Annotated in this window: 20 protein-coding genes, 1 pseudogene and 4 riboswitches; of the genes and pseudogenes, 14 read left to right on the top strand and 7 right to left on the bottom strand. The window is 38.6% G+C overall.

Annotated elements, in window-relative coordinates; genetic code table 11:
• Nucleotides 1–49: 49 nt before the first annotated feature.
• The 8 genes from ilvD to leuD all read left to right on the top strand — a co-directional run bounded on the left by ilvD (nt 50) and on the right by leuD (nt 10,194).
• Nucleotides 50–1,720 carry a dihydroxy-acid dehydratase gene (ilvD, locus tag MHB51_RS03115; RefSeq protein WP_066163223.1) on the top strand — a complete coding sequence of 557 codons (1,671 nt, stop codon included), beginning with the start codon at nt 50–52 and terminating at the stop codon, nt 1,718–1,720.
• A 369-nt stretch (nt 1,721–2,089) separates the two neighbouring features.
• Complete coding sequence (gene ilvB / locus MHB51_RS03110; protein ID WP_066163220.1) at nt 2,090–3,844, top strand: biosynthetic-type acetolactate synthase large subunit; 1,755 nt, start codon at nt 2,090–2,092, stop codon at nt 3,842–3,844.
• The gene (ilvN, locus tag MHB51_RS03105) at nt 3,841–4,356 is read left to right on the top strand and encodes an acetolactate synthase small subunit (protein WP_066163218.1); all 516 of its coding nucleotides are present in this window, start codon (nt 3,841–3,843) and stop codon (nt 4,354–4,356) included. The genes ilvB and ilvN overlap by 4 nt, the downstream gene beginning before the upstream one ends.
• Before the next feature lie 50 nt (nt 4,357–4,406).
• Nucleotides 4,407–5,420: a ketol-acid reductoisomerase gene (ilvC, locus tag MHB51_RS03100; RefSeq protein WP_066163214.1), complete on the top strand. Its 1,014-nt coding sequence runs from the start codon at nt 4,407–4,409 to the stop codon at nt 5,418–5,420.
• Nucleotides 5,420–6,961, top strand: coding sequence for a 2-isopropylmalate synthase (locus MHB51_RS03095; protein WP_342558958.1), 1,542 nt, complete (start codon nt 5,420–5,422; stop codon nt 6,959–6,961). The genes ilvC and MHB51_RS03095 overlap by 1 nt, the downstream gene beginning before the upstream one ends.
• Before the next feature lie 106 nt (nt 6,962–7,067).
• Nucleotides 7,068–8,168, top strand: a complete 1,101-nt coding sequence (leuB, locus tag MHB51_RS03090) for a 3-isopropylmalate dehydrogenase (RefSeq protein ID WP_066163211.1) — start codon at nt 7,068–7,070, stop codon at nt 8,166–8,168.
• Nucleotides 8,169–8,183: 15 nt separating this feature from the next.
• The gene (gene leuC / locus MHB51_RS03085) at nt 8,184–9,590 is read left to right on the top strand and encodes a 3-isopropylmalate dehydratase large subunit (protein ID WP_066163207.1); all 1,407 of its coding nucleotides are present in this window, start codon (nt 8,184–8,186) and stop codon (nt 9,588–9,590) included.
• 13 nt (nt 9,591–9,603) lie between these two features.
• Entirely contained in the window at nt 9,604–10,194 is a 591-nt protein-coding gene (leuD, locus tag MHB51_RS03080; RefSeq protein WP_342558957.1) for a 3-isopropylmalate dehydratase small subunit, read from the top strand.
• A 615-nt stretch (nt 10,195–10,809) separates the two neighbouring features.
• On the opposite strand, the gene MHB51_RS03075 is transcribed toward leuD, so the two are convergent.
• The 6 genes and pseudogenes from MHB51_RS03075 to asnB all read right to left on the bottom strand — a co-directional run bounded on the left by MHB51_RS03075 (nt 10,810) and on the right by asnB (nt 15,782).
• Nucleotides 10,810–10,986, bottom strand: a complete 177-nt coding sequence (locus tag MHB51_RS03075; RefSeq protein ID WP_342558956.1) for a hypothetical protein — start codon at nt 10,984–10,986, stop codon at nt 10,810–10,812.
• Between the two features lie 206 nt (nt 10,987–11,192).
• Nucleotides 11,193–11,417, bottom strand: coding sequence for a hypothetical protein (locus MHB51_RS03070; protein ID WP_042473072.1), 225 nt, complete (start codon nt 11,415–11,417; stop codon nt 11,193–11,195).
• Nucleotides 11,418–11,443: 26 nt separating this feature from the next.
• Entirely contained in the window at nt 11,444–12,208 is a 765-nt protein-coding gene (locus MHB51_RS03065; protein WP_342558955.1) for a hypothetical protein, read from the bottom strand.
• A 443-nt stretch (nt 12,209–12,651) separates the two neighbouring features.
• A pseudogene (locus MHB51_RS03060) lies at nt 12,652–12,834 on the bottom strand (HTH domain-containing protein); the annotation flags it as partial.
• A 117-nt stretch (nt 12,835–12,951) separates the two neighbouring features.
• Nucleotides 12,952–13,932 carry a C39 family peptidase gene (locus MHB51_RS03055; protein WP_342558954.1) on the bottom strand — a complete coding sequence of 327 codons (981 nt, stop codon included), beginning with the start codon at nt 13,930–13,932 and terminating at the stop codon, nt 12,952–12,954.
• A 23-nt stretch (nt 13,933–13,955) separates the two neighbouring features.
• On the bottom strand, nt 13,956–15,782 hold the full coding sequence (gene asnB / locus MHB51_RS03050; RefSeq protein WP_342558953.1) for an asparagine synthase (glutamine-hydrolyzing): 1,827 nt from the start codon (nt 15,780–15,782) through the stop codon (nt 13,956–13,958).
• 1,323 nt (nt 15,783–17,105) lie between these two features.
• Here asnB and MHB51_RS03045 point away from each other — a divergent pair.
• Together MHB51_RS03045 and MHB51_RS03040 are read left to right on the top strand one after the other, a co-directional pair.
• On the top strand, nt 17,106–17,864 hold the full coding sequence (locus MHB51_RS03045) for a methyltransferase domain-containing protein (RefSeq protein ID WP_342558952.1): 759 nt from the start codon (nt 17,106–17,108) through the stop codon (nt 17,862–17,864).
• 142 nt (nt 17,865–18,006) lie between these two features.
• A complete protein-coding gene (locus tag MHB51_RS03040) occupies nt 18,007–19,047 on the top strand; it encodes a serine hydrolase domain-containing protein (protein WP_342558951.1) in 1,041 nt (346 codons plus the stop codon).
• A 262-nt stretch (nt 19,048–19,309) separates the two neighbouring features.
• Here MHB51_RS03040 and MHB51_RS03035 read toward each other — a convergent pair whose 3' ends face one another.
• Nucleotides 19,310–20,695, bottom strand: coding sequence for a PLP-dependent aminotransferase family protein (locus tag MHB51_RS03035; protein WP_107942709.1), 1,386 nt, complete (start codon nt 20,693–20,695; stop codon nt 19,310–19,312).
• Nucleotides 20,696–20,812: 117 nt separating this feature from the next.
• On the opposite strand from MHB51_RS03035, the gene MHB51_RS03030 reads away from it, so the two are divergent.
• The 4 genes from MHB51_RS03030 (at nt 20,813) to ribE (ending at nt 24,966) form a co-directional block, all read left to right on the top strand.
• Nucleotides 20,813–21,463 (top strand): FMN-binding negative transcriptional regulator, encoded by a 651-nt coding sequence (locus MHB51_RS03030; protein WP_342558950.1) that lies wholly within the window; start codon nt 20,813–20,815, stop codon nt 21,461–21,463.
• A gap of 272 nt (nt 21,464–21,735) precedes the next feature.
• Complete coding sequence (locus MHB51_RS03025) at nt 21,736–22,278, top strand: NADPH-dependent FMN reductase (RefSeq protein ID WP_235616022.1); 543 nt, start codon at nt 21,736–21,738, stop codon at nt 22,276–22,278.
• A 195-nt stretch (nt 22,279–22,473) separates the two neighbouring features.
• Nucleotides 22,474–22,591, top strand: a riboswitch (FMN riboswitch).
• An 82-nt stretch (nt 22,592–22,673) separates the two neighbouring features.
• Nucleotides 22,674–22,792, top strand: a riboswitch (FMN riboswitch).
• Between the two features lie 82 nt (nt 22,793–22,874).
• A riboswitch (FMN riboswitch) is annotated at nt 22,875–22,993 on the top strand.
• A gap of 82 nt (nt 22,994–23,075) precedes the next feature.
• A riboswitch (FMN riboswitch) is annotated at nt 23,076–23,193 on the top strand.
• A 99-nt stretch (nt 23,194–23,292) separates the two neighbouring features.
• Nucleotides 23,293–24,324 carry a bifunctional diaminohydroxyphosphoribosylaminopyrimidine deaminase/5-amino-6-(5-phosphoribosylamino)uracil reductase RibD gene (ribD, locus tag MHB51_RS03020; protein WP_342472487.1) on the top strand — a complete coding sequence of 344 codons (1,032 nt, stop codon included), beginning with the start codon at nt 23,293–23,295 and terminating at the stop codon, nt 24,322–24,324.
• A gap of 9 nt (nt 24,325–24,333) precedes the next feature.
• Nucleotides 24,334–24,966 (top strand): riboflavin synthase, encoded by a 633-nt coding sequence (ribE, locus tag MHB51_RS03015; RefSeq protein ID WP_066163186.1) that lies wholly within the window; start codon nt 24,334–24,336, stop codon nt 24,964–24,966.
• Nucleotides 24,967–24,978: the final 12 nt, after the last annotated feature.

Raw genomic sequence — 24,978 nt, 5'->3', positions numbered from 1 at the left:
CATTTGAATCAAAATAACCAAATGGAAAAACGTGAGGGGCGTTTCAAAAATGAGAAGTGATATGATTAAGCTAGGAGTAGACCGTGCTCCTCATCGTAGTTTGCTTTATGCTACGGGGAAAGTGAAGGCGAAAGATTTAGATAAGCCTTTTATCGGTGTTTGTAATTCCTATATTGATATCATTCCAGGGCATGTGCATCTACGTGAATTTGCTGATGTCGTCAAGGAAGCGATTATCGAGGCAGGCGGCATTCCATTTGAATTTAATACAATTGGTGTTGACGATGGAATTGCGATGGGACATATTGGGATGCGTTATTCGCTACCAAGTCGAGAAATTATCGCAGATGCTGCTGAAACAGTAATAAATGCGCACTGGTTTGATGGAGTATTTTATATTCCAAACTGCGATAAAATTACACCAGGAATGCTAATGGCAGCTGTCCGCACAAATGTACCATCGGTTTTTGTATCAGGTGGTCCGATGGAAGCAGGAACTTCAGCAAGTGGTAAACAGCTTTCGCTAACTTCTGTTTTCGAGGGTGTCGGCGCACATAAATCTGGCAAAATGTCAGCAGAAGAGTTGCTCGATATCGAAAACAATGCATGTCCAACATGCGGCTCATGCTCAGGCATGTTTACAGCCAATTCGATGAACTGCTTAATGGAAATGCTCGGTGTAGCACTACCAGGCAATGGAACAATCGTCGCAACAAGCGAGGAGCGTCACCGTTTAATTAAAGAAGCAGCGCACCATTTAGTGCGAATGATAAAAGAGGATATAAAGCCACGCGATATTATTACGAAGGAAGCGATTGATGATGCATTTGCATTAGATATGGCAATGGGTGGTTCAACAAATACAGTTTTACACACATTGGCAATTGCAAATGAAGCGGAAATTGACTATAACATCGAGGATATTAACAAAGTGGCAGAGCGTGTACCTTACCTAGCAAAAATTATGCCTGCGAGCGATATTTCGATGGATGATATTAATAAAGCGGGTGGCGTACAAGCGATTATTAATGAGCTAACAAAAATCCCAGGTGCCATTCATCCAAATCGTTTAACAATTACTGGTTTAACGATGGGTGAGCTCGTTAAAAACGACCATATTACGGATGAGCAAGTCATTCGTACAAAGGATAATCCATATTCGCCTGTTGGCGGGTTATCTGTCTTATTCGGCAATATTGCACCAGAGGGCTCCGTCATTAAAGTCGGCGCTGTAGACCCTTCCATTAAAGAATTTACTGGTGAAGCAATCGTCTTTGATTCTCAGGAAGAGGCACAAGCTGCTATTGATAGTGGAACAGTGAAGGAAGGGCATGTTGTAGTAATTCGCTATGAAGGGCCGAAGGGTGGTCCGGGTATGCCAGAAATGTTAGCACCGACTTCTGCAATTCAAGGCAGAGGCTTAGGAACAAAAGTGGCACTTATTACAGATGGACGTTTTTCAGGTGCATCACGCGGCATTTCAATCGGTCACATTTCACCAGAAGCTGCTGAAGGCGGGCCAATTGCTTTAGTAGAAAATGGCGATATAATCGTCATTGATTTACCAAACAGAACAATTAATTTACAAGTGTCGGACGAAGTGTTAGCGGAGCGCCGACAAAAATTACAACCATTTGAACCAAAAATTAAGCGCGGCTGGTTAGCACGTTACTCAGCATTAGTAACAAATGCTTCACAGGGCGGCGTCATGAAAATATGATAAATCGTTGATGAGGTTAAAGGGATTAGAGACTTGTATCTACCAGAGAGTCGGTGCTGCTGGAAGCCGGCGATACAACTAATTCCGACATCCCCTCGGAGTGAGCTATTAAACGCATTTGCCATTAGATAGCTCCGGGCATAATCAAAGTGCTCGTTATGAATGAATAGTGTCCCTGCATTTAGTTGCACACAATTTTGTGGAATGAAGGGAGCTCACACTATTCTTGAGGTAGCATGAGTTTGTCATGCTATAAATAAGGGTGGTACCATGGAAAGTCTTTTTCATCCCTACGTAAAGAGTAATTCTTTTGCGTGTGGAGAAAGAAGGCTTTTTTATTTATTTAAAAATCATTAGGAGGCGTTTATTATGACGGCAAATGTTTCGCTAAGCGATACGGGGCATGAGGAAACACAAGTTGAAGAAATAAAAAAACCAAAAGATGGTGCAGATATTTTAATTCAAGCATTACATGACCAAGGTGTTGAAATTGTATTTGGCTATCCAGGTGGTGCGGTATTACAAATTTATGATGCGATGTACCGCAATCCTATTCGTCACATTTTAACACGTCATGAGCAAGGGGCTATTCATGCAGCAGAGGGGTATGCGCGTGTAACGAATAAAGCAGGTGTTGTTATTGCAACAAGTGGACCGGGTGCAACAAACCTCGTAACGGGTATTGCAGATGCAATGATTGATTCTTTACCACTCGTTATTTTTACAGGGCAGGTGGCGACATCTGTCATTGGCACTGATGCCTTCCAAGAAGCAGATATTATGGGCATTACGACACCGATTACGAAGCATAACTATCAGGTGCAGGATATTCGTGATATACCACGCATTGTTAAAGAGGCGTTTCATATTGCTAATACAGGGCGCAAAGGACCAGTTGTTATCGATTTCCCAAAAAATGTGTCACAAGCGATTTTCACAGAAGGTGATATGCCAAAGGCTCCTGAAGAAATTTATTTGCCAGGCTACCAGCCAACATATAAGCCGAATTATTTACAAATTCAAAAGGCAATTCAAGCTATTTCCAATGCTAAAAAGCCACTTGTGTTAGCAGGGGCTGGCGTACTTTTTGCAGATGCACGCGAAGAATTAACAGAATTCATTGAAAAGTACCAATTGCCAATCGTTAACACATTGCTAGGCTTAGGCGGCATTCATGGTCAGCATGAACTGTTTTACGGTATGGCAGGTATGCATGGGACATTTACAGCGAACGATGCGATTACAAATTGCGACTTACTCATTAATATTGGCGCTCGCTTTGATGATCGTCTAACAGGAAATTTAGCAACATTCGCACCGAATGCGACGGTTGTTCATATCGATATTGATCCTGCTGAAATCGGTAAAAATGTGCCGACAGATATTCCGATTGTGGCGGATGCAAAAGAGGCGCTAAACGCGCTACTGAAAAAAGACTTTGATGCACCGAATACGACAGAATGGATTGCTTATTTAGAAAGCAATAAACAAGCATATCCATTATGGTATGAGGAAGCTGGTGAGGAGGTATTGCCACAGCAAGCAATTGAAATGATTCATCGTATTACGGAGGGCGATGCCATTGTTACGACGGATGTTGGGCAGCATCAAATGTGGGCGGCGCAGTACTATGCTTTAAACAATGGGCATAGCTGGATTACATCGGGGGGGCTTGGGACGATGGGCTTCGGCTTCCCGGCAGCAATTGGTGCACAGTTTGCAGAGCCTGATAAAAAGGTTATTGCCATTTGCGGCGATGCAGGCTTCCAAATGACAGCACAGGAGCTTTCTTTATTAAAGGAATTTGAATTACCTGTGAAAATCGTCATTTTAAATAATAGCTGCTTAGGGATGGTGCGACAATGGCAGCAAACATTTTATGAGGAGCGTTATTCCTCATCATTAATGCCTGTTCAGCCAGATTTCGTGAAGTTGGCGGATGCATACGGCATTAAAGGATATCGCATCGACACATTAGAAGAGGCGGAGCGCATTTTTGCAGAAGCAATCAACTCAGACGAACCAGCATTGATTGATTGCCGAGTAAAGCAAATTGAAAATGTGTATCCGATGGTAGCACCGGGCAAAGGGCTGCATGAAATGATTGGAGTGAAAAAAGGATGAGACGTGTTATTACTGTAACCGTAATTAATCAAAGTGGTGTGTTAAACCGCATCACCGGACTTTTAATGAAGCGTCAATTTAATATTGAGTCCATTACAGTTGGCCACACTGAGCAGCCAAATTTTTCAAAAATGACATTTGTCGTACATGTGGAGGATGAAAGTAAAATCGAGCAACTGATTAAGCAAGTATCAAAGCAAATCGATGTGCTAAAGGTTAATGATATTACAGATAAAGCGATTATCGTACGCGAGCTGGCTTTAGTAAAAGTCATCTCACCAGCAAACTTGCGAGCAGAGATGAATGCGATTGTTGAACCATTCCGACCACAAGTAGTGGATACGGCGAAAAATGTGGTAACCTACCAAGTGATTGGTGACCCAGAAAAGATTGATGCCTTTATTGAATTAATTCGACCATATGGCATTAAAGAATTAACGCGTACTGGCGCAACAGCCGCTGTACGTGAAATTCAAAAAACAGATATACCGCAGCTCTCTATTTTGAAATAACAAAATAGTTTAGCATATAAAAAACAATTAAATTTCAGGAGGAATTTCCCATGTCAAAAATGTACTATGAACAAAATATCAATGATGCAGTATTAAAAGGTAAAAAAATCGCGATTATCGGCTATGGTTCACAAGGTCATGCGCACGCGTTAAACTTGAAAGAATCGGGCTTTGATGTAGTTGTAGGAGTTCGCCCAGGTAAGTCATTTGACCAAGCAAAAGAGGATGGTGTAGCTGTAACATCTGTTGCAGAAGCAGCGAAGGCGGCAGATATTATCCAAATTCTATTACCAGACGAGCGTCAAAAGGCTGTTTATGAAGCAGAAATCGCACCACACTTAGCAGCTGGTAAAGCATTAATGTTTGCACATGGCTTTAACATTCACTTTGAGCAAATTACACCGCCAGCGGATGTCGACGTATTTTTAGTAGCTCCAAAGGGCCCAGGTCATTTAGTGCGCCGTCAATATACAGAAGGAGCAGGCGTACCCGGCTTATTTGCAATCCATCAAGATGCGACAGGTCAAGCGAAGGATTTAGCACTTGCCTATGGTAAAGGAATCGGCTCTGCACGTGGTGGTTTACTAGAAACAACATTTGCTGAAGAAACAGTTACTGATTTATTCGGTGAGCAAGCAGTACTTTGTGGTGGGGCAACAGCATTAGTCCAAGCAGGCTTTGAAACATTAGTTGAAGCAGGTTACCAACCAGAATTAGCTTATTTCGAAACATTGCATGAGCTAAAGCTAATTGTTGACTTAATGTTTGAAGGCGGAATGGAAACAATGCGCTACTCTGTTTCAGATACTGCGGAATGGGGCGATTATGTGAGTGGCCCACGCATTATTACGGATGAAGTAAAAGCAAGCATGAAAGATGTATTAAAAGATATTCAAGACGGTACATTCGCAAAAGATTGGATTAAAGAAAATGAAACAGGTCGTCCACGCTATACAAAATATAAGGAAGCAGGCGCGAATCATCAAATCGAAGAAGTGGGGCGTAAGCTGCGTGCAATGATGCCATTCATTCAAGCAGGTAAAGAGAAGGTAGTGGTGAAATAGTGCGAAAGATTGATATTTTTGATACAACGCTGCGAGACGGAGAGCAGTCAGCGGGTATTAATTTAAACACAGCAGAAAAAATTGAAATCGCGAAGCAACTAGAGCGGTTAGGTGTCACAATTATTGAAGCAGGGTTTCCTGCTTCTTCACCCGGCGATTTTGATGCGGTGCATCGCATTGCTAGCACGGTAAAAAATTCAATTGTAACAGGTTTAGCGCGCTGCGTTCAAAAGGATATTGACGCTACTTGGGAAGCGATTAAAGTAGCTGAACAACCACATATTCATGTCTTTTTAGCAACATCGCCGATTCATATGGAATACAAGCTGAAAAAATCGCCTGAGCAAGTTGTGGAACAGGCAGTAGAAGCGGTGAAATATGCGAAGAAGTTTTTCCCGCTCGTGCAATGGTCAGCAGAGGATGGCTTCCGTTCAGAGCGCGACTTCCTTGTGAAAATTATTAACGAGGTTGTTGCAGCAGGAGCAACGACAATTAATGTACCAGATACTGTTGGCTATGCATCGCCACAGGAATATGGTGAATTATTTAAGTTTTTACGTGAAAACGTGCGGGGGGCGGACAATGTAAAGTTTTCTGCACATTGTCATGATGATTTAGGCATGGCAACCGCAAACTCGATTGCAGCAATTCAAAACGGTGCAGACCAAGTGGAGTGTACAATAAACGGTATCGGAGAACGAGCTGGTAACGCATCGCTTGAGGAAATAGGCGTAGCGTTACATATTCGCAAAGATATTTATCCATTTGAAACAGGCTTAAACTTAAAGGAAATTAAACGAACATCACAAATGGTGAGCCGTTTAACAGGTGTCGTTATCCAGCCAAATAAAGCGGTAGTTGGACGCAATGCTTTTGCGCATGAATCAGGCATTCACCAAGATGGCGTGCTGAAAAACCCTGAAACCTATGAAATCATTTCACCTGCATTAATTGGTGAGGATGAAGTGCCATTAGTATTAGGGAAGCATTCGGGACGTGCAGCCTTCCGCGACCGTGCAGTGAAAATGGGCTATGAGCTATCGGACGAAAAGCTAAACAAAGCATTTGCAGAGTTCAAAAAATTAGCGGACCGTAAAAAAGAGGTTACAGAAGAGGATTTAGTTACTTTATTAACAGAGCAGCAAGTTTTAGTGGAGGATGTTCCGTTATATGTGTTGAGAAGTGTACAAGTGCAATACGGAACAGAAAATATTCCAACTGCAACTGTTGCTGTTGCTACACCAAATGGTGACCTTGCAACAGCCGCTTCAACTGGCTCCGGCTCAGTCGAAGCAATTTTCAACACATTAGAGCAATTAGTAGGTGGCACAGTCAATATTTTAGATTATCGTGTTACATCTGTTGGCAAAGGGCGCGATGCTCTAGGGGAGGCAGTCATTAATTTACGCTATCACGGCTATACAACAACTGGGCGCGATGCAGCTCAGGATGTTTTAGAAGCATCTGCAAAGGCCTACTTAAATGCAATTAATCGACAATTAATTCAGCAAAGTATTCGCGCACACCAACCGACCGTGTAACAAATGCCATGGGGATGCATTTGTAGGAACACGGGTTTGACAAACCATCCCCATGTAACTTCAAAGAATAACGCGACGATATACGCGAGAAGGATAGGTGTTTTTTATGGAAAAGAAAATTACGGTATTACCTGGAGACGGCATTGGACCTGAAGTAATTGCTTCAGCAGTTCGAGTATTACAAGTGATTGGCAAGCGTTTCAATCATACATTTCATTTAGGATACGGCGCAATTGGTGGTGCAGCAATTGATCAGTTTAATAATCCACTGCCAAATGAAACAATTTTAATGTGCGAACAAAGCGACGCAATTTTACTAGGTGCAGTCGGTGGACCAAAATGGGATAATAATCCACCACATTTACGACCAGAAAAAGGCCTGCTACAAATTCGTAAGCATTTCGACTTATTCGCTAACCTCCGTCCAGTGAAGGCGTTCCCTAGTTTACTAGCTTCTTCTCCATTAAAGCGTGAGGTTGCGGAAAATGTTGATTTAATGATTGTACGGGAGCTAACTGGCGGCATTTATTTCGGTGAACCACGTAAAAAAACAGAGCTAGCTGCTGTTGATACATGCGTGTATTCACGCGGGGAAATTGAACGTATTGTAGAGAATGCGTTTGAGCTAGCGAGATTGCGTCGAGGCAAGCTTTGCTCTGTAGATAAAGCGAATGTATTAGATACTTCACGTTTATGGCGTGAAATTGTAGAAGAAAAGAAGAAAAATTACCCTGATGTGCAAGTGGAGCACAATTTAGTCGACTCCGTAGCGATGAAGCTTATTACAAATCCAAGTCAATATGATGTTGTTGTAACAGAAAATATGTTTGGTGACATTTTAAGCGATGAAGCGTCTGTTATTACAGGTTCTTTAGGTGTATTACCATCCGCTTCAATTCGCGGTGATAATTTTGGTTTATATGAGCCTGTACACGGCTCTGCACCAGAAATTGCAGGGCAAGGAATTGCAAATCCAGCGGCAACTATTTTATCTGTTGCGATGATGCTGCAATATTCTTTCGGCTTAAAAGAAGAGGCTGCAGAAATTGAACGTGCGGTAAGTGCAGTATTTGATGACGGTTATTTCACAGCTGATTTAGCACAGGATGGTACACGCGTTTTATCTACAGATGAATGGACAGATAAAGTGATTAATGAAATTGATACGAGCTTCGTGTCAGAAAGCATTATGATTTCGTATATTTAAGGATTGGTGACTACAATGGCAAAAAATATTATTGAAAAAATTTGGGAATCACATATCGTACATCGTGAAGAAGGCAAGCCTGATTTACTTTATATTGATTTACATTTAATTCATGAAGTAACAAGCCCGCAGGCATTTGAAGGGCTACGTTTAAATAATCGTCAAGTGCGTCGTACAGATCTATGTTTCGCAACGATGGATCATAATGTACCAACGAAAAATTTGCCGACGATTAACGACCCTATTGCAAAAAAGCAGATTACCACACTAGCGGATAATGCGAAGGAATTTGGTGTACAGCTTGCAGATATGGGGCATCCAGATCAAGGAATTGTCCATGTAATTGGGCCTGAGCTAGGCTTAACACAGCCAGGCAAAACAATTGTTTGTGGAGACTCGCATACATCTACCCATGGAGCATTTGGTGCAATCGCCTTTGGTATAGGGACATCGGAGGTAGAGCATGTCTTGTCGACGCAAACACTGTGGCAGACGAAGCCACCAACAATGGAAATTCGCGTGACAGGTGAGCTTGGTGCTGGTGTAACCGCAAAGGACATTATTTTAGCGATTATTGCGAAATGGGGAATTGGTGTAGGAACAGGGCATATTGTGGAATACACTGGTGAGGCAATTCGCGCATTATCAATGGAAGAGCGCATGACGATTTGTAATATGTCGATTGAAGCCGGTGCAAAAGCTGGCTTAATTTCACCCGATGAAAAGACAGTTGAGTTTTTACGCGGACGTCGCTTTGCACCACAGAAGCAATTTGAGGAGGCAGCAGCCTATTGGCTAAGCCTCGCATCAGATGCGAATTGTAGCTATGATGTTGTATTGGAAATTGATGCGAATGAAATTGAGCCTGTTGTCACTTGGGGAACGAATCCAGCAATGGGAACAGGGGTATCAAAAACTGTACCAACAACTGCTGACTACGCGAGCGAATCCGATAAACAGGCGCTTAAAAAAGCGCTTGCTTATATGGGCTTAGAGGAAGGTCAGCCAATTACATCTATTGCCATCCAGCATGTCTTTATCGGCTCTTGTACGAACTCCCGTCTATCGGACTTACGTGCAGCAGCAAGTATTGTCCAAGGCAATAAGCTTCATCCGAATGTAAAGGGTATTGTCGTTCCAGGCTCCCATTCAACGAAAAAGGCAGCAGAAGCAGAGGGACTGGATAAAATATTTATAGCGGCTGGCTTTGAATGGCGTGAATCAGGTTGCTCCGCATGCTTGGGCATGAATGAAGATATTATTCCGTTTGGCGAGCGCTGTGCTTCTACCTCAAACCGTAACTTTGAAGGGCGTCAAGGCACCGGGGCGCGCACCCATTTAGTAAGCCCTGCAATGGCAGCGGCAGCAGGCATTTATGGACATTTCGTAGATGTGCGACAACTAGAGAAGCAAGAAGCGTAGGGGAGAGAAGACGATGGAACCAATTAATATTGTGAAAAGCGTATATGCACCGCTTGATCGAAAAAATGTAGATACAGACCAAATTATTTCAAAGGAATTTTTAAAGCGCATCGAGCGCACAGGCTTTGGCCAATTTTTGTTTTACCATTGGCGCTTTGACAATGAGGGCAATGAAATAGCCGATTTTGTGTTAAATAAAGCACAATACAAGGATGCAGAAATTTTAGTTGCGCAGGACAACTTCGGCTGTGGTTCCTCACGTGAGCACGCACCTTGGGCAATTTTAGATTATGGTTTCCGTGTTGTCATAGCACCAAGTTTTGCAGATATTTTCCATAATAACTGCTTTAAAAACGGCATTTTACCAATTAAATTAACGGAAGCAGAATGCGATGAGCTACTAGCGCAAGGCTTGCAAGAGGCACAGTCAATCGAAGTGAATTTAGAGGCACAAACTGTCACAACACCTTCAAAAGTATATCACTTCAATATTGACCCTTACTACAAAGAAATGCTATTGAATGGCTGGGATGAAATTGCTTTAACATTTAAGTATGAAGATGCAATTGCAGCCTATGAAGCGAAGCGTGTTGTGTTTGAATAAAAGAAAACCTGAAATGATATGAGCTTGATGGTAACGTCAAGCTCATTTTTTTGTGGATAAAAGAGGAGAGCAAAAATATAATAGCATCAAGAATATTGAATTGATATAATTTAGCGAAAGATAGTTGGAGGTAGTGTCAATATTTTTATATCAATGAATTTATATAGCATCTTTATTGGAATACATATTCATATGAACAGAACAATGATACCTCTTTTGAAGGATAGGTCGTATCTGGCGTTTTATATGCGTTGTTTGATTACAAATTCACATAAAAAATCCTTTATATTGGTTTGTGATAGAAAATTATCCCAATCCATTATAAAGGACAAATCGTATGGATAAATGTAGATGGAAACCAAAAAACATTTATTTACGAAAAATATTAATAATTAAAATTATCAAACCTGCTATACCAACGAGTACTGCCATAAAACTATAATCTATAGACATGAGTGAGATATAGAACAGCCCAATTATACCTAGTAAAACTGGATTTTTTAAGACCTTTTGCTCTTTATTCCTTTCACGATATGCATATATAAATAGTAATAAAGAAGAGAGCAACAAGGGTAGGTATTTTAAATCCAAGAACTTCACCCCACTTTTTATAAATTAGTATGGTTTACTACTAAACCACCAATTACCGATTTGTGCACTTTGGTATGACCATTGGGGTGAAGTATAATTACCAACACGGAAGCGTGCTGTCATTTTGGCATCTTGATAATGAAAAGCAATTTGATTGGAACCATATCCAGTTGGAATAGGATATATATCGAGTAAGACCATACGACATCGGCTAAATCACCAATTAAAGTTGTAGTGAGAGATAGCCCATAACTTGTAGCCGCAGTTTTCGCAGTTGTTAAAATTGCTGGAGCAGTTATACCCAGTTGCGATAAAATTGCTATTCATACAATTATTATAGCAGTAAGATAGACGGCAGCTTTGGCTGTATCACCAGCTATATATTACAAGCGTAACAAGCATCTACATCATTTGCGGGAAAACACATGAATAAATAAAATTATTACACCTACTACACCAACGAGTAATGCCATAAAACTGTAATCTAAATACTTGAATAAGATATAAAGCAATCCAGCTATACCTAATAAAATTGCGGTTTTTAATTCCTTTGGTTCTTTATTTCCGTTGCGATATGCAATTACAAATAGTGTTAAAGAAGCGAGCAACAACCCTAGGTTATTTATTTCCAAGAAGTTCACCTCACTTTTTTAATAAATTAGTACGGTTTATCACTAAACCACCAATTACCAATTTTTGTACTCTTGTATGACCATTGTGGTGTAGTAAGATTACCAACTTTAAATCTCGCTGTTAAAGTAGCATCTTGATAACGAAAAGCAATTTGATTGGAACCATATCCAGTTGGAACAGGACTAGTAGTTCTATATATCGAGTAAGTCCATACGGCATCAAGTATATCACCTATTATTTGTGCAGTGGCGGATAGTCCAAAACCTGTTAGAAAACTTTTGGCACTTGTTAAAATTGCTGGAACAGCTACACCCATTTGCCCTAAAATTGCTACTCCTACTATTACCATAATACCAAGATAGACTGCAGCACTTGTTATATCACCAGCTAGGTCTTTTGCAGTTGTTGTAATTGTTGCATATTTTACTGGAGTATACGCAGAAAAGGGAGTTATAGTAGGTATATCGTCGTAATATTCAATTTCAGTTTCAGCTACAACACCTAGATTTTCCCCATTTAGTGTCAACTCATAAGTATCCGTATTAATTAAGTATGTTAAACCTTCTGAAATTATTTCAATTTCATTATCAGATAGAACATTAAAATCAATTACTTCGCCAGTTTCATTAAAAATCGCTTCTTTTTGGCTGTTTAGTATTGCTTCGAGATCAGGTTCGCTATAAGCTGCTTGCATCGTACTAGCGGAAATATTTTTTGCAAATGGCAAAGAAGCAAATACTAAAATAAAAGAAGTGAATACAAATAAAAATTTCAACATTTTCTTTTTCAAAAAAATCACTCCCTAATTTTACTTTTTTTTACTTGTGTTACACATATAAGAATATATTACTTTAATCTAAATGTAAATAAATTTTTCATTTTTTACACTTTTTGGTATAATATTATTATAATTGAATATTGTACCATATTCATTTCGAGAGTTATTAGAGGTGTTTTTGTAAGTAAATAGTGAGAGACAATAATCGAAATAAAGATTTTGAGTGTTTGTATTTTGTATATGCAAATGGAGTTCCTTCACAATTGATTATGTAAATCATCTGGGTGGACATGCGAAATGTAGTAGTATGATTTTTGGTAGGCTTTACTTGGAGTCTCTACAGGCATAATTCGCACACAAAAGGCATTATATCAGCCGTCACTTAGGTGTTCTTCTTGAAGAGAGATAGTGCCAGGTGGTTCGTTGGCTCAGTTAACAATTGTCTTAGAATTGGTTAGTTCTACATTTAGACCCGCCTCTTGGAAAATTTCTCTTGGTAATTTTCCTTTGTCATTTTCAGCGATGAAATGATGTTTGAATTCATCTGTATACGTAATCGTTTTCTCGCTAACTGCATGTACATTTGGATTATGTTTTAGCTGTTTCTGTTCTTCTTTAGTAAATAATTTTTTTGTCATCTCTCATCCGCTCCAACATCTTTTTTTCATTATAAAGAAAAATACCCTATACGATAGTCTTTTTTCAAAGTGTCTATCGTATAGGGTACATTTTAGAAAAGAAGTGGCTTCTTTTTATTATTGAATCACAACCGCATGCGCCCCAAGTGCCTCATAGCTTGAAAAGAAGACATTTATATCAATCGTTTCATAGCCGTAGAGCGGATTCATAATTGTCACGCTATTATGGTCATAGCCTGTTAAAACGACAGCGTGTAAATTGCTGTAAATAGGGTGCTTTTCACCTGTTTCTTCAACAATCCAAAAGCGATTTGTTCGCGGTGGTTGCCAATCAATTGTAACCCATGTTAAAACAGGGTAGCCTTGATCTATAAGCGCTAAAATTTCCTTTTTCGTGGCATTAGTAATATTCGCCGCACGTAAATTGGAGGATTGCTCAGCTAATACAATATTAGCTGCTTCTGCAATAGGATTTGCAAAGACATAAAAGCCATCTGTTGCACTAGCTGGGTTACCAGCATATGCAAGCTCTGGGTCGGGTCCGTATCTTATACCATCGCGAATTTCTGTAATTTCTCTTGGCAAGTATTCACGCTTCATCGTCATTTTATCTTTTTCGACACCGAAATAATTGAGCATAGCCGTTAAAGAGGTGATTTCACAGCCATTTGGCAGCTCTGGATTTTGGAACACGGTTGGAACTGCTAAGCCTACCTCAGAATGCGGATAAAATGTTTCGATAATAAGATTAGGTTTACTTTTATCAAAAGTAAAAGCTCGACGTGACTGTTCGCGCCCATTGGGATGATAAACGACAGCCTCAAAGCGTTCATGCTCCTGTAGCTGCTCAAAAGCAGCAACTCCATCTGTAGATGCTACAGTACGCGCAATTTCTTCACCAGTTGACTCACTTTCTATCGCAACTATCACTTCAGGAACAGCTACACGACTATAAAATTCTACCGTATAAACAACTAACTCATCAGAAAAATTTGCTGCCTCATGATTTTTTACAGCTCTAAATAGAGGTTCGGCATTTTGGCAGCTAGCAAGGATGACTAGAGCGAAAAGTAACATCACTAATAATAATTGTTTCAATTCGTAGTCATCCTTTCAAAAGATTATTGCTTTACAAAATATTCGTTATACCAAACAAGGAACATATAAATCGACCAAATTTTACGCTGGCTATTCGTTGTACCTGTTACATGGGAGTCAAGTAGCGCTAAAATTTTATCACGGTTGAAAAATTGTGCTGCTTCTTCACTGCTAAATAGCGCTCGCACTTGTGCTACATATTTTTCGTCGCGCAGCCAATGGCGAATTGGCACAGGGAAACCGATTTTTTTACGGTTCGCCCATTCTTCAGGTAGCGCCTCACGTGCCGCTTGACGGAATGCATATTTTGTATTTTCTTCATTCACGCGGTAGCGTGTTGGTACAGATGCCGCAACATCCATCATTTCACGGTCAAGAAGCGGTACACGCAGTTCAATTGAATGAGCCATTGCCATTTTATCTGCTTTTAATAAAATATCATCTACTAACCATAAATTTAAGTCTAAAAGCTGCTTTTTCGTTACATCATCATGACCTTGGAACTTTTTGTAGTAAGGACCTACGATATCTGCCACAGAAGGAGCCTTATTAAAGTCAGATGTTAAAATCGCTGTAGATTCGTACTCTTCAAAAATACGAGCTTGACCGATAAATGTTTGCTCAACTGGAAGCTTAGCACGTCTTGCCAAACCACCAATTTTGCTATTTGGCATAATCGTTCCCGCAATATTGGCTAAAGCGCGGATTGGGGAAGGCAGGCTTTTAAACTTCTTCATATTCGGTGTGTCCATATATTCATCATAGCCACCGAATAATTCATCAGCGCCTTCACCAGAAAGAACGACTGTTACATGCTTGCTCGCGAGACGTGCTAAATAGTAAAGAGGAACAATCGATGGATTTGAATGCGGCTCATCCATCATATATTGAATTTTTCCTAAATCTGCAAAGCATTCATCTGAGTTTAAAATTTCATTAACATTTTCAATGCCGAGCTCCTTTGAAAGCTGCACGGCATTGTCAATTTCAGAGAAATTTTCAGCGCTAAAGCCTACCGTAAATGTTTTATCTGGACGAAGGACACTTGCTACGTAGCTAGAGTCAACACCACTTGATAAAAATGAGCCTACTTTTACATCGGCAATCGTATGTGCCGCCACAGATTCACGGACAGCATCATCAATATCCTCAATAATTTTTTCGAGCGGACGCTCTTCGGGAGCATATGTTGGCTCCCAGTAACGCTCAATTGTTAAATGACCATTTTCATACGTCATATGATGAGCTGCAGGTAATTTAAAAATGCCTTTAAAAAATGTTTCATTTAATACAGGGTATTGAAATGTTAAATAAGGCTTTAATGCTTCCTTATTTAGCTCTTTCACAAAATGCGGATGCGGTAAAAAGCTTTTAATTTCCGACCCGAAAAATAGCGTACCATTCATTTGTCCGTAATAGAATGGCTTAATGCCAAAATGGTCGCGTGCCGCAAATAATTTTTGGTTTTCACGATCCCAAATGATGAAGGCAAACATCCCACGTAGCTTTTGCACAAGCTTTGAACCATATTCCTCATAGCCATGGAGTAAAATTTCGCTATCCGTTTGGGTTTTAAACACATGTCCCTTAGCAATTAAATCTTCACGAATCATTTGGTAATTATAAATTTCCCCATTAAAAATTAAAACGAGTGACTCGTCCTCATTAAATAAAGGCTGTGAGCCATGCTCTAAATCGATAATGCTTAGACGGCGAAAGCCAAGGTGAGCTATGCCTTCATTAAATTGACCACCGCTATCAGGACCGCGATGGATAATTTGATTCATCATATTTTCTAAAACGGCTGAGGCTCCTTCAACCTCACCGATAAATCCAGTAAATCCACACATAAATACTAATTCTCCCTTAATGTTTATTGTTGTCAGTCATCGTATATTGCAAGCCGTATCGTTTCAAACAAATTTTCGCCAATCTATAAAAATAATCGTTCCAAGTTAATTTTGAAATTTTATAGTTTAATCAATTTTTTATTTTTAAAAGCTTACTTTAAGTATTATGCCTAAAAACTATGCTATTGGTCAACTGCTTGATATGTAAGGGTTTTATTATGCATTAGTCCCACTTTCCATTTAGAACAAGTGTGAAAGCATTTACAATGGCATCTTTAGTTTTTTAGTACCGTGTGAATCATTTCAGATGTATTACCTAATCGCTCTGCAGTAGCTTTCTCTGGAAAGCTATTATTCATTAGTATTGTTGCGTGAGTATTTCTTAACTAATGAATTATACAGTAAAGTATTGGCTCTCCGGAAAATAGAGAGGAGTTGTCCGAAAAGTCCATTTTGTTTTGACACCGTATTGAAATCAATGTTTTCATCGCTTCCCTTTTACTGAAGGATAACACTGCTAAAGCCAATGTTCATCCCATTTTTAAAAGAGGCGTTCTCTGCTTATATGAATCAACATTTTACGAAACATCATCGCTACTGTCCAAAATGCCGGCTATGCACTGCTTTTTGGACAGCCCTATGCTTTTTATTTTTTTGTGAAATAACAATATACTTTTGGATTCTTATTTGATTTAAAAATCTTCATTTGCCCATTTTTTCTTTCAAGCTTGGTGCTATGTAATAGGAAAAAAATAGTTTTATGAAGTTTGGCAACAACCATTTTAGATATGTTGTTACTTAGTATTATAGATAAAAGAGTGCGTATAAGAAATGGTTTTCTTATAACAAGTAGGAATTAAAAGATTTAATGACAATGTTAAATCGTTGAGATAAAGCTAAAAAGTTTTTATCAGAAAAATTACTTAGAAAATATATCTAGATATGCTAAAGCTCATCTTGTTGTTGATGCCAACTTTGTAGTCTGCAGTATCCTCGAAACACTGCCATGGCTAAGAAATCAACTTGCGCTAGTGTTCCATATACCTTTTCAAACCAAATTCACGGAAATAAAGTTATTTAATTTTAAATGCTCCCTTTTAAATGAACGAGGCAGGTTAATTCAATAAGATATTTATGGACTCAATACACATTGAAATATTTGGATGAATCCTAAAAAAGTGTATAATATAATAATAATCTATAGAAAGTGAGTGATTTAATATGATAGTCAGCTCTTTACCTACATCAAAAAACAAACTTGAGGTGCGGAAGCTTTAATAATCTCAACAAAATTCTTCCGCATATACTATTGGAGGAAATGAAATGTTTAGTTATTATGGTGCATTAAGTACGGAAGTATATGATTTTACCAAACCTGTGGGGTATTCAATTGGCGGTGACATTGAATATTATCTTGAAAGATTAAAAGGAACGAAAGGGAAAATACTTGAAGCTGCTGTCGGTTCAGGCCGATTCTTAATTCCCCTACTTGAAAATGGATTTATTGTTGATGGTATTGATTATTCAACTGAAATGTTAGATTCTTGTCGAAAACGATGCAAAGAAAGAGGCTTAAATCCGAAGCTATATGAAGGGAACTTACGTAGTTTTTCTTTGGAATCAAAATATGAGGCGATTGTTATACCTACTGGCTCCTTTTGTTTAATCGACAATTTTACGGATGCTAAAGACGCTCTGAAATGCTTTTATAATCATCTAATGCCCGAAGGACGTCTAATAGTTGATTTGCTATTACCAAGTAATTGGCGTACAGAAGAAATTACTACTGCAACCTTTCCTCTTTCTAATGAAGAAGGCATTACATTAGAAAGCAAATCAATTGAAATCAACTGGATTGACCAATATACCTTATCTTATTTAAAATACGAGAAATGGAAAGAAGGTAAGCTCGTAGACACAGAATTACAGAAGTTTGCAATGAGATGGTATGGAATGGAAGAATTCAAACTGATTTTAGAAAGCGTTGGTTTTTCTGATATTACTTGTTCTGCCGATTATTCTTTCAAAAGGCAACCATCAAAAGATTGCCAACTCATTACATTTGAGGCTGTACGAAAATAATCTAATCGTACATTTCTGAAATGGGATGTTTGCAAAAGAACTGAGCGTTATTTTTTCGCTCTGTGAACTAGATGAGAATAATAAAATGAGGGACTCACCAAAGATGATGAGTCCCTTTTAATATTCTAAGGAGAGTGAAAAATTGATTTTAAAGAACGTGAATGATTACACAAACTTATTTGAAGATGTACGTACTCATGTGATGGAAAGTGCTGAAAAGTTGGGTGCTAGCGGTGGTGCTCTATTTATTATTCAGAACGATAAAATCGCAAAAGAATCTTATTTTGGTAAGCAGTCTAATGCAAAACTTGCTCGAGATGTTCAAGTAGACACTCAATTCCATATTGCATCTGTAAGAAAAGCTTATATTGGTTTTGCTGCAGCTTATGCTATATACAATGGTTACTTTTCCATGGATGATACAGTTCAGCAGTTTGTTGAAGATTCGAATTTAGTTGCATATGAGGGGGTAACTATTCGTCACTTATTAACCCATACACATGGATTAAAAATTGTTGACGGCAATAAACTAGTAAGTGAATATAAACCTGGTGAATCATGGGCATATAGAGGTCCAAGCATTGATTTATTGACAATGATTATCCGAAAAACAACGGGACAGTCTGTTGCTGAAATTATTAAATCACAGGTTATTGAACCACTAGGCTTTCAATCAACAGAATGGATTAAGATGAGTAAGCCTCATTCAAAAATTGCAAACGCTATTCGAGATGCAGATAACCCATTTTGGACGAAGACGGATGTAGTAGATGGTTCTGGAATGAATATGTATGTGTCTGCACAGGAGCTTGCTTTATGGGGTTACATTCATTTAACAGAAGGGAAATGGGGAGGAAAACAGATTATTCCTAGAGAAATCATTCAAATGGCTACATCCATTCAAACTCCCAACCCAACACTTCCTATTCAGAAGAATGGATTTTTATGGTTTGTAAAAAACACAAACCTTAATTTTAACCAAATAGGCGATACAGTTCCACAAGGTTCCTATCAATTACTTGGCTACACCAATGTAGCTTTGCTCGTCATTCCAGAGGAAAACGTAGTAGCAGTAAGAATGCTCAACCGTTACGGCTCACCTAAAGGATACGATTATTTAAGCGACATTCGGTCTTTTGGAGATACTGTTTATAAATGTTCTATAAAATTAACAATGCAATAGCATTATAATTAAAAGGTGTTGCAGGGATACTCAAATGCATATGAAATTCCACAAAGAGGCACGATTGCTAAGCAACACCATTACGAAATAATTCAACTTTTTTTGTAAAAACAAAACTAAGATTTGCTGAGAAAGAATCCATTTTGATTAATCTTTTTTTCAAGCTGGATTCTTTCTGTTTATTGTTAAATACTAGATTGTAGGATTTTTTTAATCAAACTTTAGCATAAATAATTATCGAAATATTCGGATTTCATAATGGTTAAGTCCAAGCTTCTTTTAAAAGCCGAATACCTAACTGAATTTCTTCACACGAGAGATTGCTAAATCCAAGCTTTATAGCTGGTTCAACTATATGATTTTGTACTGAATAAATGGAAGTAGGATACACTTTCACTCCTAGTAAAGATGCGCGGTTAATTAAACATTCTTCAGTAAGGTTTAAGTGTATTTTCACTAATACAAACAAACCAGATTGCTCTCCTATAATTGAAATCGTATCTTTGAAATGTTTTCTTAATTCCGTAGTAATGCATTGCATTTTTCGCTTATAAACGAGGCGCATTCGCTTAATATGTCGATTCCATTCACCTTCCTGCATAAAATTAGCCATCGCAAGTTGGTGTAGAAGGGAGGCAGTGCATTCGAAAGCTGACCACTGTTTTTTATAGTTCGATAGCAGCATTTCTGGAAGTACCATATAACTAATACGTATTCCAGGAAGAAATGATTTAGAAAAATTACCTAAATAAATAACTCTTGTTGAATCAATAGAGGCAAGAGCCGGAAATGGTTGCTGCGTATAGCGAAATTCACTATCATAATCATCCTCTATTACATAACCTTCTTTACTATTAGCCCACTGGATGAGCTCTAACCTTTCCTTTATCGACATACTAACACCAAGAGGGCTTTGATGGGAGGGAGTAACATAAATGAGGCGAGACAACAGTTCATTTAATTTTGAGAAATCGACACCTGATTTAAAGACGGGGATTGTTTCAATGGACAAATTATGGAATTTAAAAGCTTCTCTTGCACCATCATAGCCTGGGTCTTCGACAATAATACTAGAAAATTCCCTTTTTAAAATTTCGATGAGATTGATTAACATTTGTTGTGTTCCACTACCAATAATTATTGAATCAACACTTGTCCTTACACCACGAGATTGAAATAAATAGGTGGCAATTTGTTCACGTAAACAATGTTCACCAAAAGGGTTTCCATAATAATAGCTTTGCTGTGTATATAAAACTTGATTCGTCATTCTTCGCCAAATTTTCAAGGGGAAATGCTGTTGGTCTACTGTTCCCGCACGAAAATCAATCAGAATATGTTTACTTTCTTTTAATTCAAGCTCTTTATTATTGATGTTCATCAAATTATTTTGAAACAAAGATGAATCTACTTTATTTACAAAATACCCTTTGCGACCTTCGCTGCGAATATAGCCTTCAGCCATAAGCTGTTCATAGGCTGTAAGTGTAGTATTCCTACTTACTGAAAGTGAATTTGCGAGTTCACGAATAGAAGGTAGCTGGTCATTAATTGAAATGTCACCATTCTCAATATACAACTTGAACTGCTCATAAATTTGTTTATATTTAGGTGAAGTATTATTAAAGATAAATATAGTATTTTTCATTTATATAATAACTCCTGACATGCATATTTGTTTATAATTGTACCTTTTTTTATGTCAGTGAACAATGTATGATTTTTTTAATAGCTTAGATTAAATAGATAAAGGGGATAATAAAGCATGTTTATACCAAAGTATTATAAGGTTACGGATTTTAAAGAAATTACAAATTTTATTAATGAAAATTCATTTGGAACTTTAGTTACAATAAAAAATGAAATACCAATAGCGACACATATTCCTTTATTGCTAAATCAGGAAGGGGAAGATTATTTTATTACTGGCCATATGGCTTATGGAAATCCCGCGTGGAGAACTTTTGAAGCATGCAAGGAAGTGCTTGTTATGTTCCAAGGGCCTCATGCGTATATTTCTTCCTCTTGGTATGGACATGAAAATGTTCCTACTTGGAATTACCAAGCGGTCCATGTATATGGAAAGGCGAGTATTTTAGACAAAGAAGAGCTAGTACAGGACTTAACATTATTGCTTGAAAAATACGAGGCTAATCGAGAAAATCCGATTTTATGGGATACACTTTCCCCTGAGTTATTAGTAGCTGAACTTAAAGGGATTGTTGGCTTTAAAATTAAAATAAGAGAAGTTCAAGCTTCGTATAAAATGAGCCAGAATCGCAATGAAGTGGATTATCGAAATATTGTAGCGCAACTACAAAATGAGCCGAACGCTGATTCACACCGTATGGCAGAAGCAATGAAGAAAAGAGAGGAATTTAGAGGCAATAAAAATGCTGCTCAGAAAGAACAGTGAAAACTAATATGTCATATAGGGGCTGTCAGAAAAGGAATACCCTTTCTGACAGCCCCTACTCAATGTAAGTTTTTTGAATATAAAAAGTGAATTTGGGGAAAATAGAATAGGTATAATTTTTTAACTTCTATCAGCACTATTTTTGTGCTAATAGCAAAATGGCATGTATAGGAAGTACGCTCACTGTTAGAGGGTCTTTTGACGTAGGGGAGGCGTTGTTTATCGGGTTTTTAGCCAAATTTTTCGTTTCAAAACATGAGGAGGAGCAAACAATGACAGCATTAAATATTGGTATTATTATTGGTTCAACACGTGAAGGACGTGTAAGCCCACAGGTAGCACAATGGGTAAAGGAAATTGCAAATCAACGAAATGATGCAAACTATACAGTAATCGATATTGCTAATTACAAATTGCCTTTATTAGGTGAGCCGGGGCAGGATGCATCTGGGGCAAAGGGCTGGTCAGAAATTATTGCAAAACAAGATGGGTTTGTATTTATCGTTCAAGAGTACAATCATTCTATTACAGGCGCTTTGAAAAATGCGATTGATTATTTAAGAGTAGAATGGAATAACAAGGCAGCAGGAATTGTCTCCTATGGCTCTGTAGGTGGTGCTCGTGCTGCGGAGCATTTGCGCGGTATTATGGGAGAGCTGTTAGTAGCAGATGTGCGTGTTCATCCAGCTCTTTCATTATTTACAGATTTCGAAAACGGAACAGATTTCAAACCGAAAGATGTTCAGGCAGATTCAGTAAATCAGATGTTAGACCAATTAATTTCATGGTCAAAAGCATTATCTACAATTCGGTAGGTCTGCTATGAGGGGAACGTTAGCGTAATACATTGCTGTTTTTTGAAATATAATCTTTTATAGAGAAGCGCATGCATTTTCTTCGACTAAAAACATTTTTTAAATCTTTCTTTTAATATTTCATAAAATAAAAAACGTTTCTTTTGATAGACTAGATTTTTTGCATTATTGCTGTATAATTAAAGCCAGCATAAATATCACCTTCGGGGTCGGGTGCAAATCCCAATCGGCGGTATAGCCCGCGAGCTTTATTAAGCAGGATTCGGTGAAATTCCGGAGCCGACAGTAAAAGTCTGGATGAGAGAAGGTAGGCAAAAAAGCAACATTCGTGTGGCTTTATTTGAAGATGCCTTTTAACGACCCCACATTTCTAAGTGGGGTCTTTTTAATTGAATAAATTCCTTCGGGGTCGGGTGCAAGTCCCAATCGGCGGTATAGCCCGCGAGCTTTTTTTAAGCAGGATTCGGTGAAATTCCGGAGCCGACAGTAACAGTCTGGATGAGAGAAGGTAGGCAAAAAAGCGACATTCATGTGGCTTTATTTGAAGATGCCTTTTAACGACCCCACATTTCTAAGTGGGGTCTTTTTAATTGAATAAATTCCTTCGGGGTCGGGTGCAAGTCCCAATCGGCGGTATAGCCCGCGAGCTTTTTTTAAGCAGGATTCGGTGAAATTCCGGAGCCGACAGTAACAGTCTGGATGAGAGAAGGTAGGCAAAAAAGCGACATTCGTGTGGCTTTATTTGAAGATGCCTTTTAACGACCCCACATTTCTAAGTGGGGTCTTTTTAATTGAATAAATTCCTTCGGGGTCGGGTGCAAGTCCCAATCGGCGGTATAGCCCGCGAGCTTTTTTAAGCAGGATTCGGTGAAATTCCGGAGCCGACAGTAATAGTCTGGATGAGAGAAGGTAGGCGAAAAAAATTAGCTATGGTGCTAGTTTATTTAGTGACGCCTTCTTCGTAAAAGCCCCCTATTTAAGGTGGCTTTTTATTTTTCAAAGGGAGGTGACTGAATGAGTGACGAACAAGTTATGCAATTCGCTTTGAGCTTGGCAAAATCAGGTAGTAATCAAACTTCTCCTAATCCACTTGTTGGGTGTGTTATTACAAAAAATGAGGAGATTATAGGTTTTGGTGCTCATCTTAAATTCGGAGAGGCACACGCGGAAATTAATGCCTTAAAAATTGCAGGTGAGAGAGCGGAGGGTTCGAAGGTTTACGTTACACTTGAGCCATGTAGCCATGTTGGGCAAACAGGTCCATGTGTTGAGGCACTAATTAGAGCGCAGGTTGCACATGTTTTTATTGCGACGCTGGATCCGAACCCACTTGTAGCTGGACGGGGAGTTCGAAGGTTGGAGGAGGCGGGCATTACGGTAAGTATAGGACTATGTGAAGAAGAGGCAAAAGCATTAAATGAAGCATTTTTTTATTATATTTCACATCGTTTACCTTACGTTACATTAAAGCAAGCCATTTCGTTGGACGGTAAAATTACTGCTGAGATAGGGAAGCAAACTGCAATCACGGGTAGGCTTGTTCAAAAGGATGTGCATTATACAAGGTCAACACATGATGCTATTTTAGTAGGCTCAAATACGATTTGCATTGATGACCCAAGCTTAACGAATCGTTGTAGTACCTCAAACAAACAACCGATTCGAATTGTTATTGATCGTGATGGAAAAGTACCAAATTCAGCGAAAGTTTTTAATGATAAAACGGCTCTAACTTGGCTTTTTACAACAAAATCTCGTAAATTAGCAGGTGTTCGTACGTTTGTGATAGAGGATTGTTCCTTGCGAAATGTATTAAGAAAGCTAGCAGATGAAGGGATTATGACTTTATATGTTGAGGCTGGCTGTAAAATGGCGGATGCCTTTTTACAACAGCAATTCGTACAAAAAATGATTATATACATTGCGCCCAAGCTATTAGGAACAAATGCGCTTTCAATGACAACAATTGCTTTGCAAGAAGCGTTTACTTTTACTAAAGTTGAAAAAATTGGTGAAGATATTAAATTAACGATGATGATGAAATGAGGTGTACAGTTGTTTACTGGAATTATTGAAGAGCTCGGTACGATTGAGAAAATGGCAAAAGGACAGGAATCAATCGTTCTTACAATTGGCGCTAAAAAAGTTATAGCAGATTTGAAAGTTGGCGATAGCATTGCTGTAAATGGAGTATGTTTAACTGTAACAAGCTTTACAAATACGAAATTCACGACAGATGTTATGCCTGAGACGGTCCGTGCAACCTCACTATCGCAATTGCAAATAGGTTCCGTTGTTAACTTAGAGCGTGCTATGGCTGCTAATGGGCGTTTTGGGGGGCATTTCGTATCGGGGCATATTGATGAGGTAGGGACTATTTTACGTAAACGTTCGTTCGCGAATGCAGTTTATTTTGATATAAAAACATCTCATGAATCAACTGCACTTTGTATACCACGTGGGTCAATCGCAATTGATGGTATTAGTTTAACAATATTTGATTTACAAAAAGAAATGGTTACGATTTCGATTATTCCACATACATTTAATCAGACAACACTTGGATTTAAACGTGAAGGTGACCTAGTCAATATAGAAACAGATTTATTAGGAAAATACATTGCCAAGCAGCTACAAACAAAATCAACAACGTTAACGGAGGATTTTTTACAACAAAATGGATTTTAAAGGCGGGATAAT

Origin of the sequence: Metasolibacillus sp. FSL K6-0083 (assembly GCF_038630865.1) — a bacterium.
GTDB classification, from domain to species: Bacteria; Bacillota; Bacilli; order Bacillales_A; family Planococcaceae; genus Metasolibacillus; species Metasolibacillus fluoroglycofenilyticus.
Note: the sequence above shows the minus strand (reverse complement) of the source record. Positions and strands in the feature narration are given on the sequence as shown.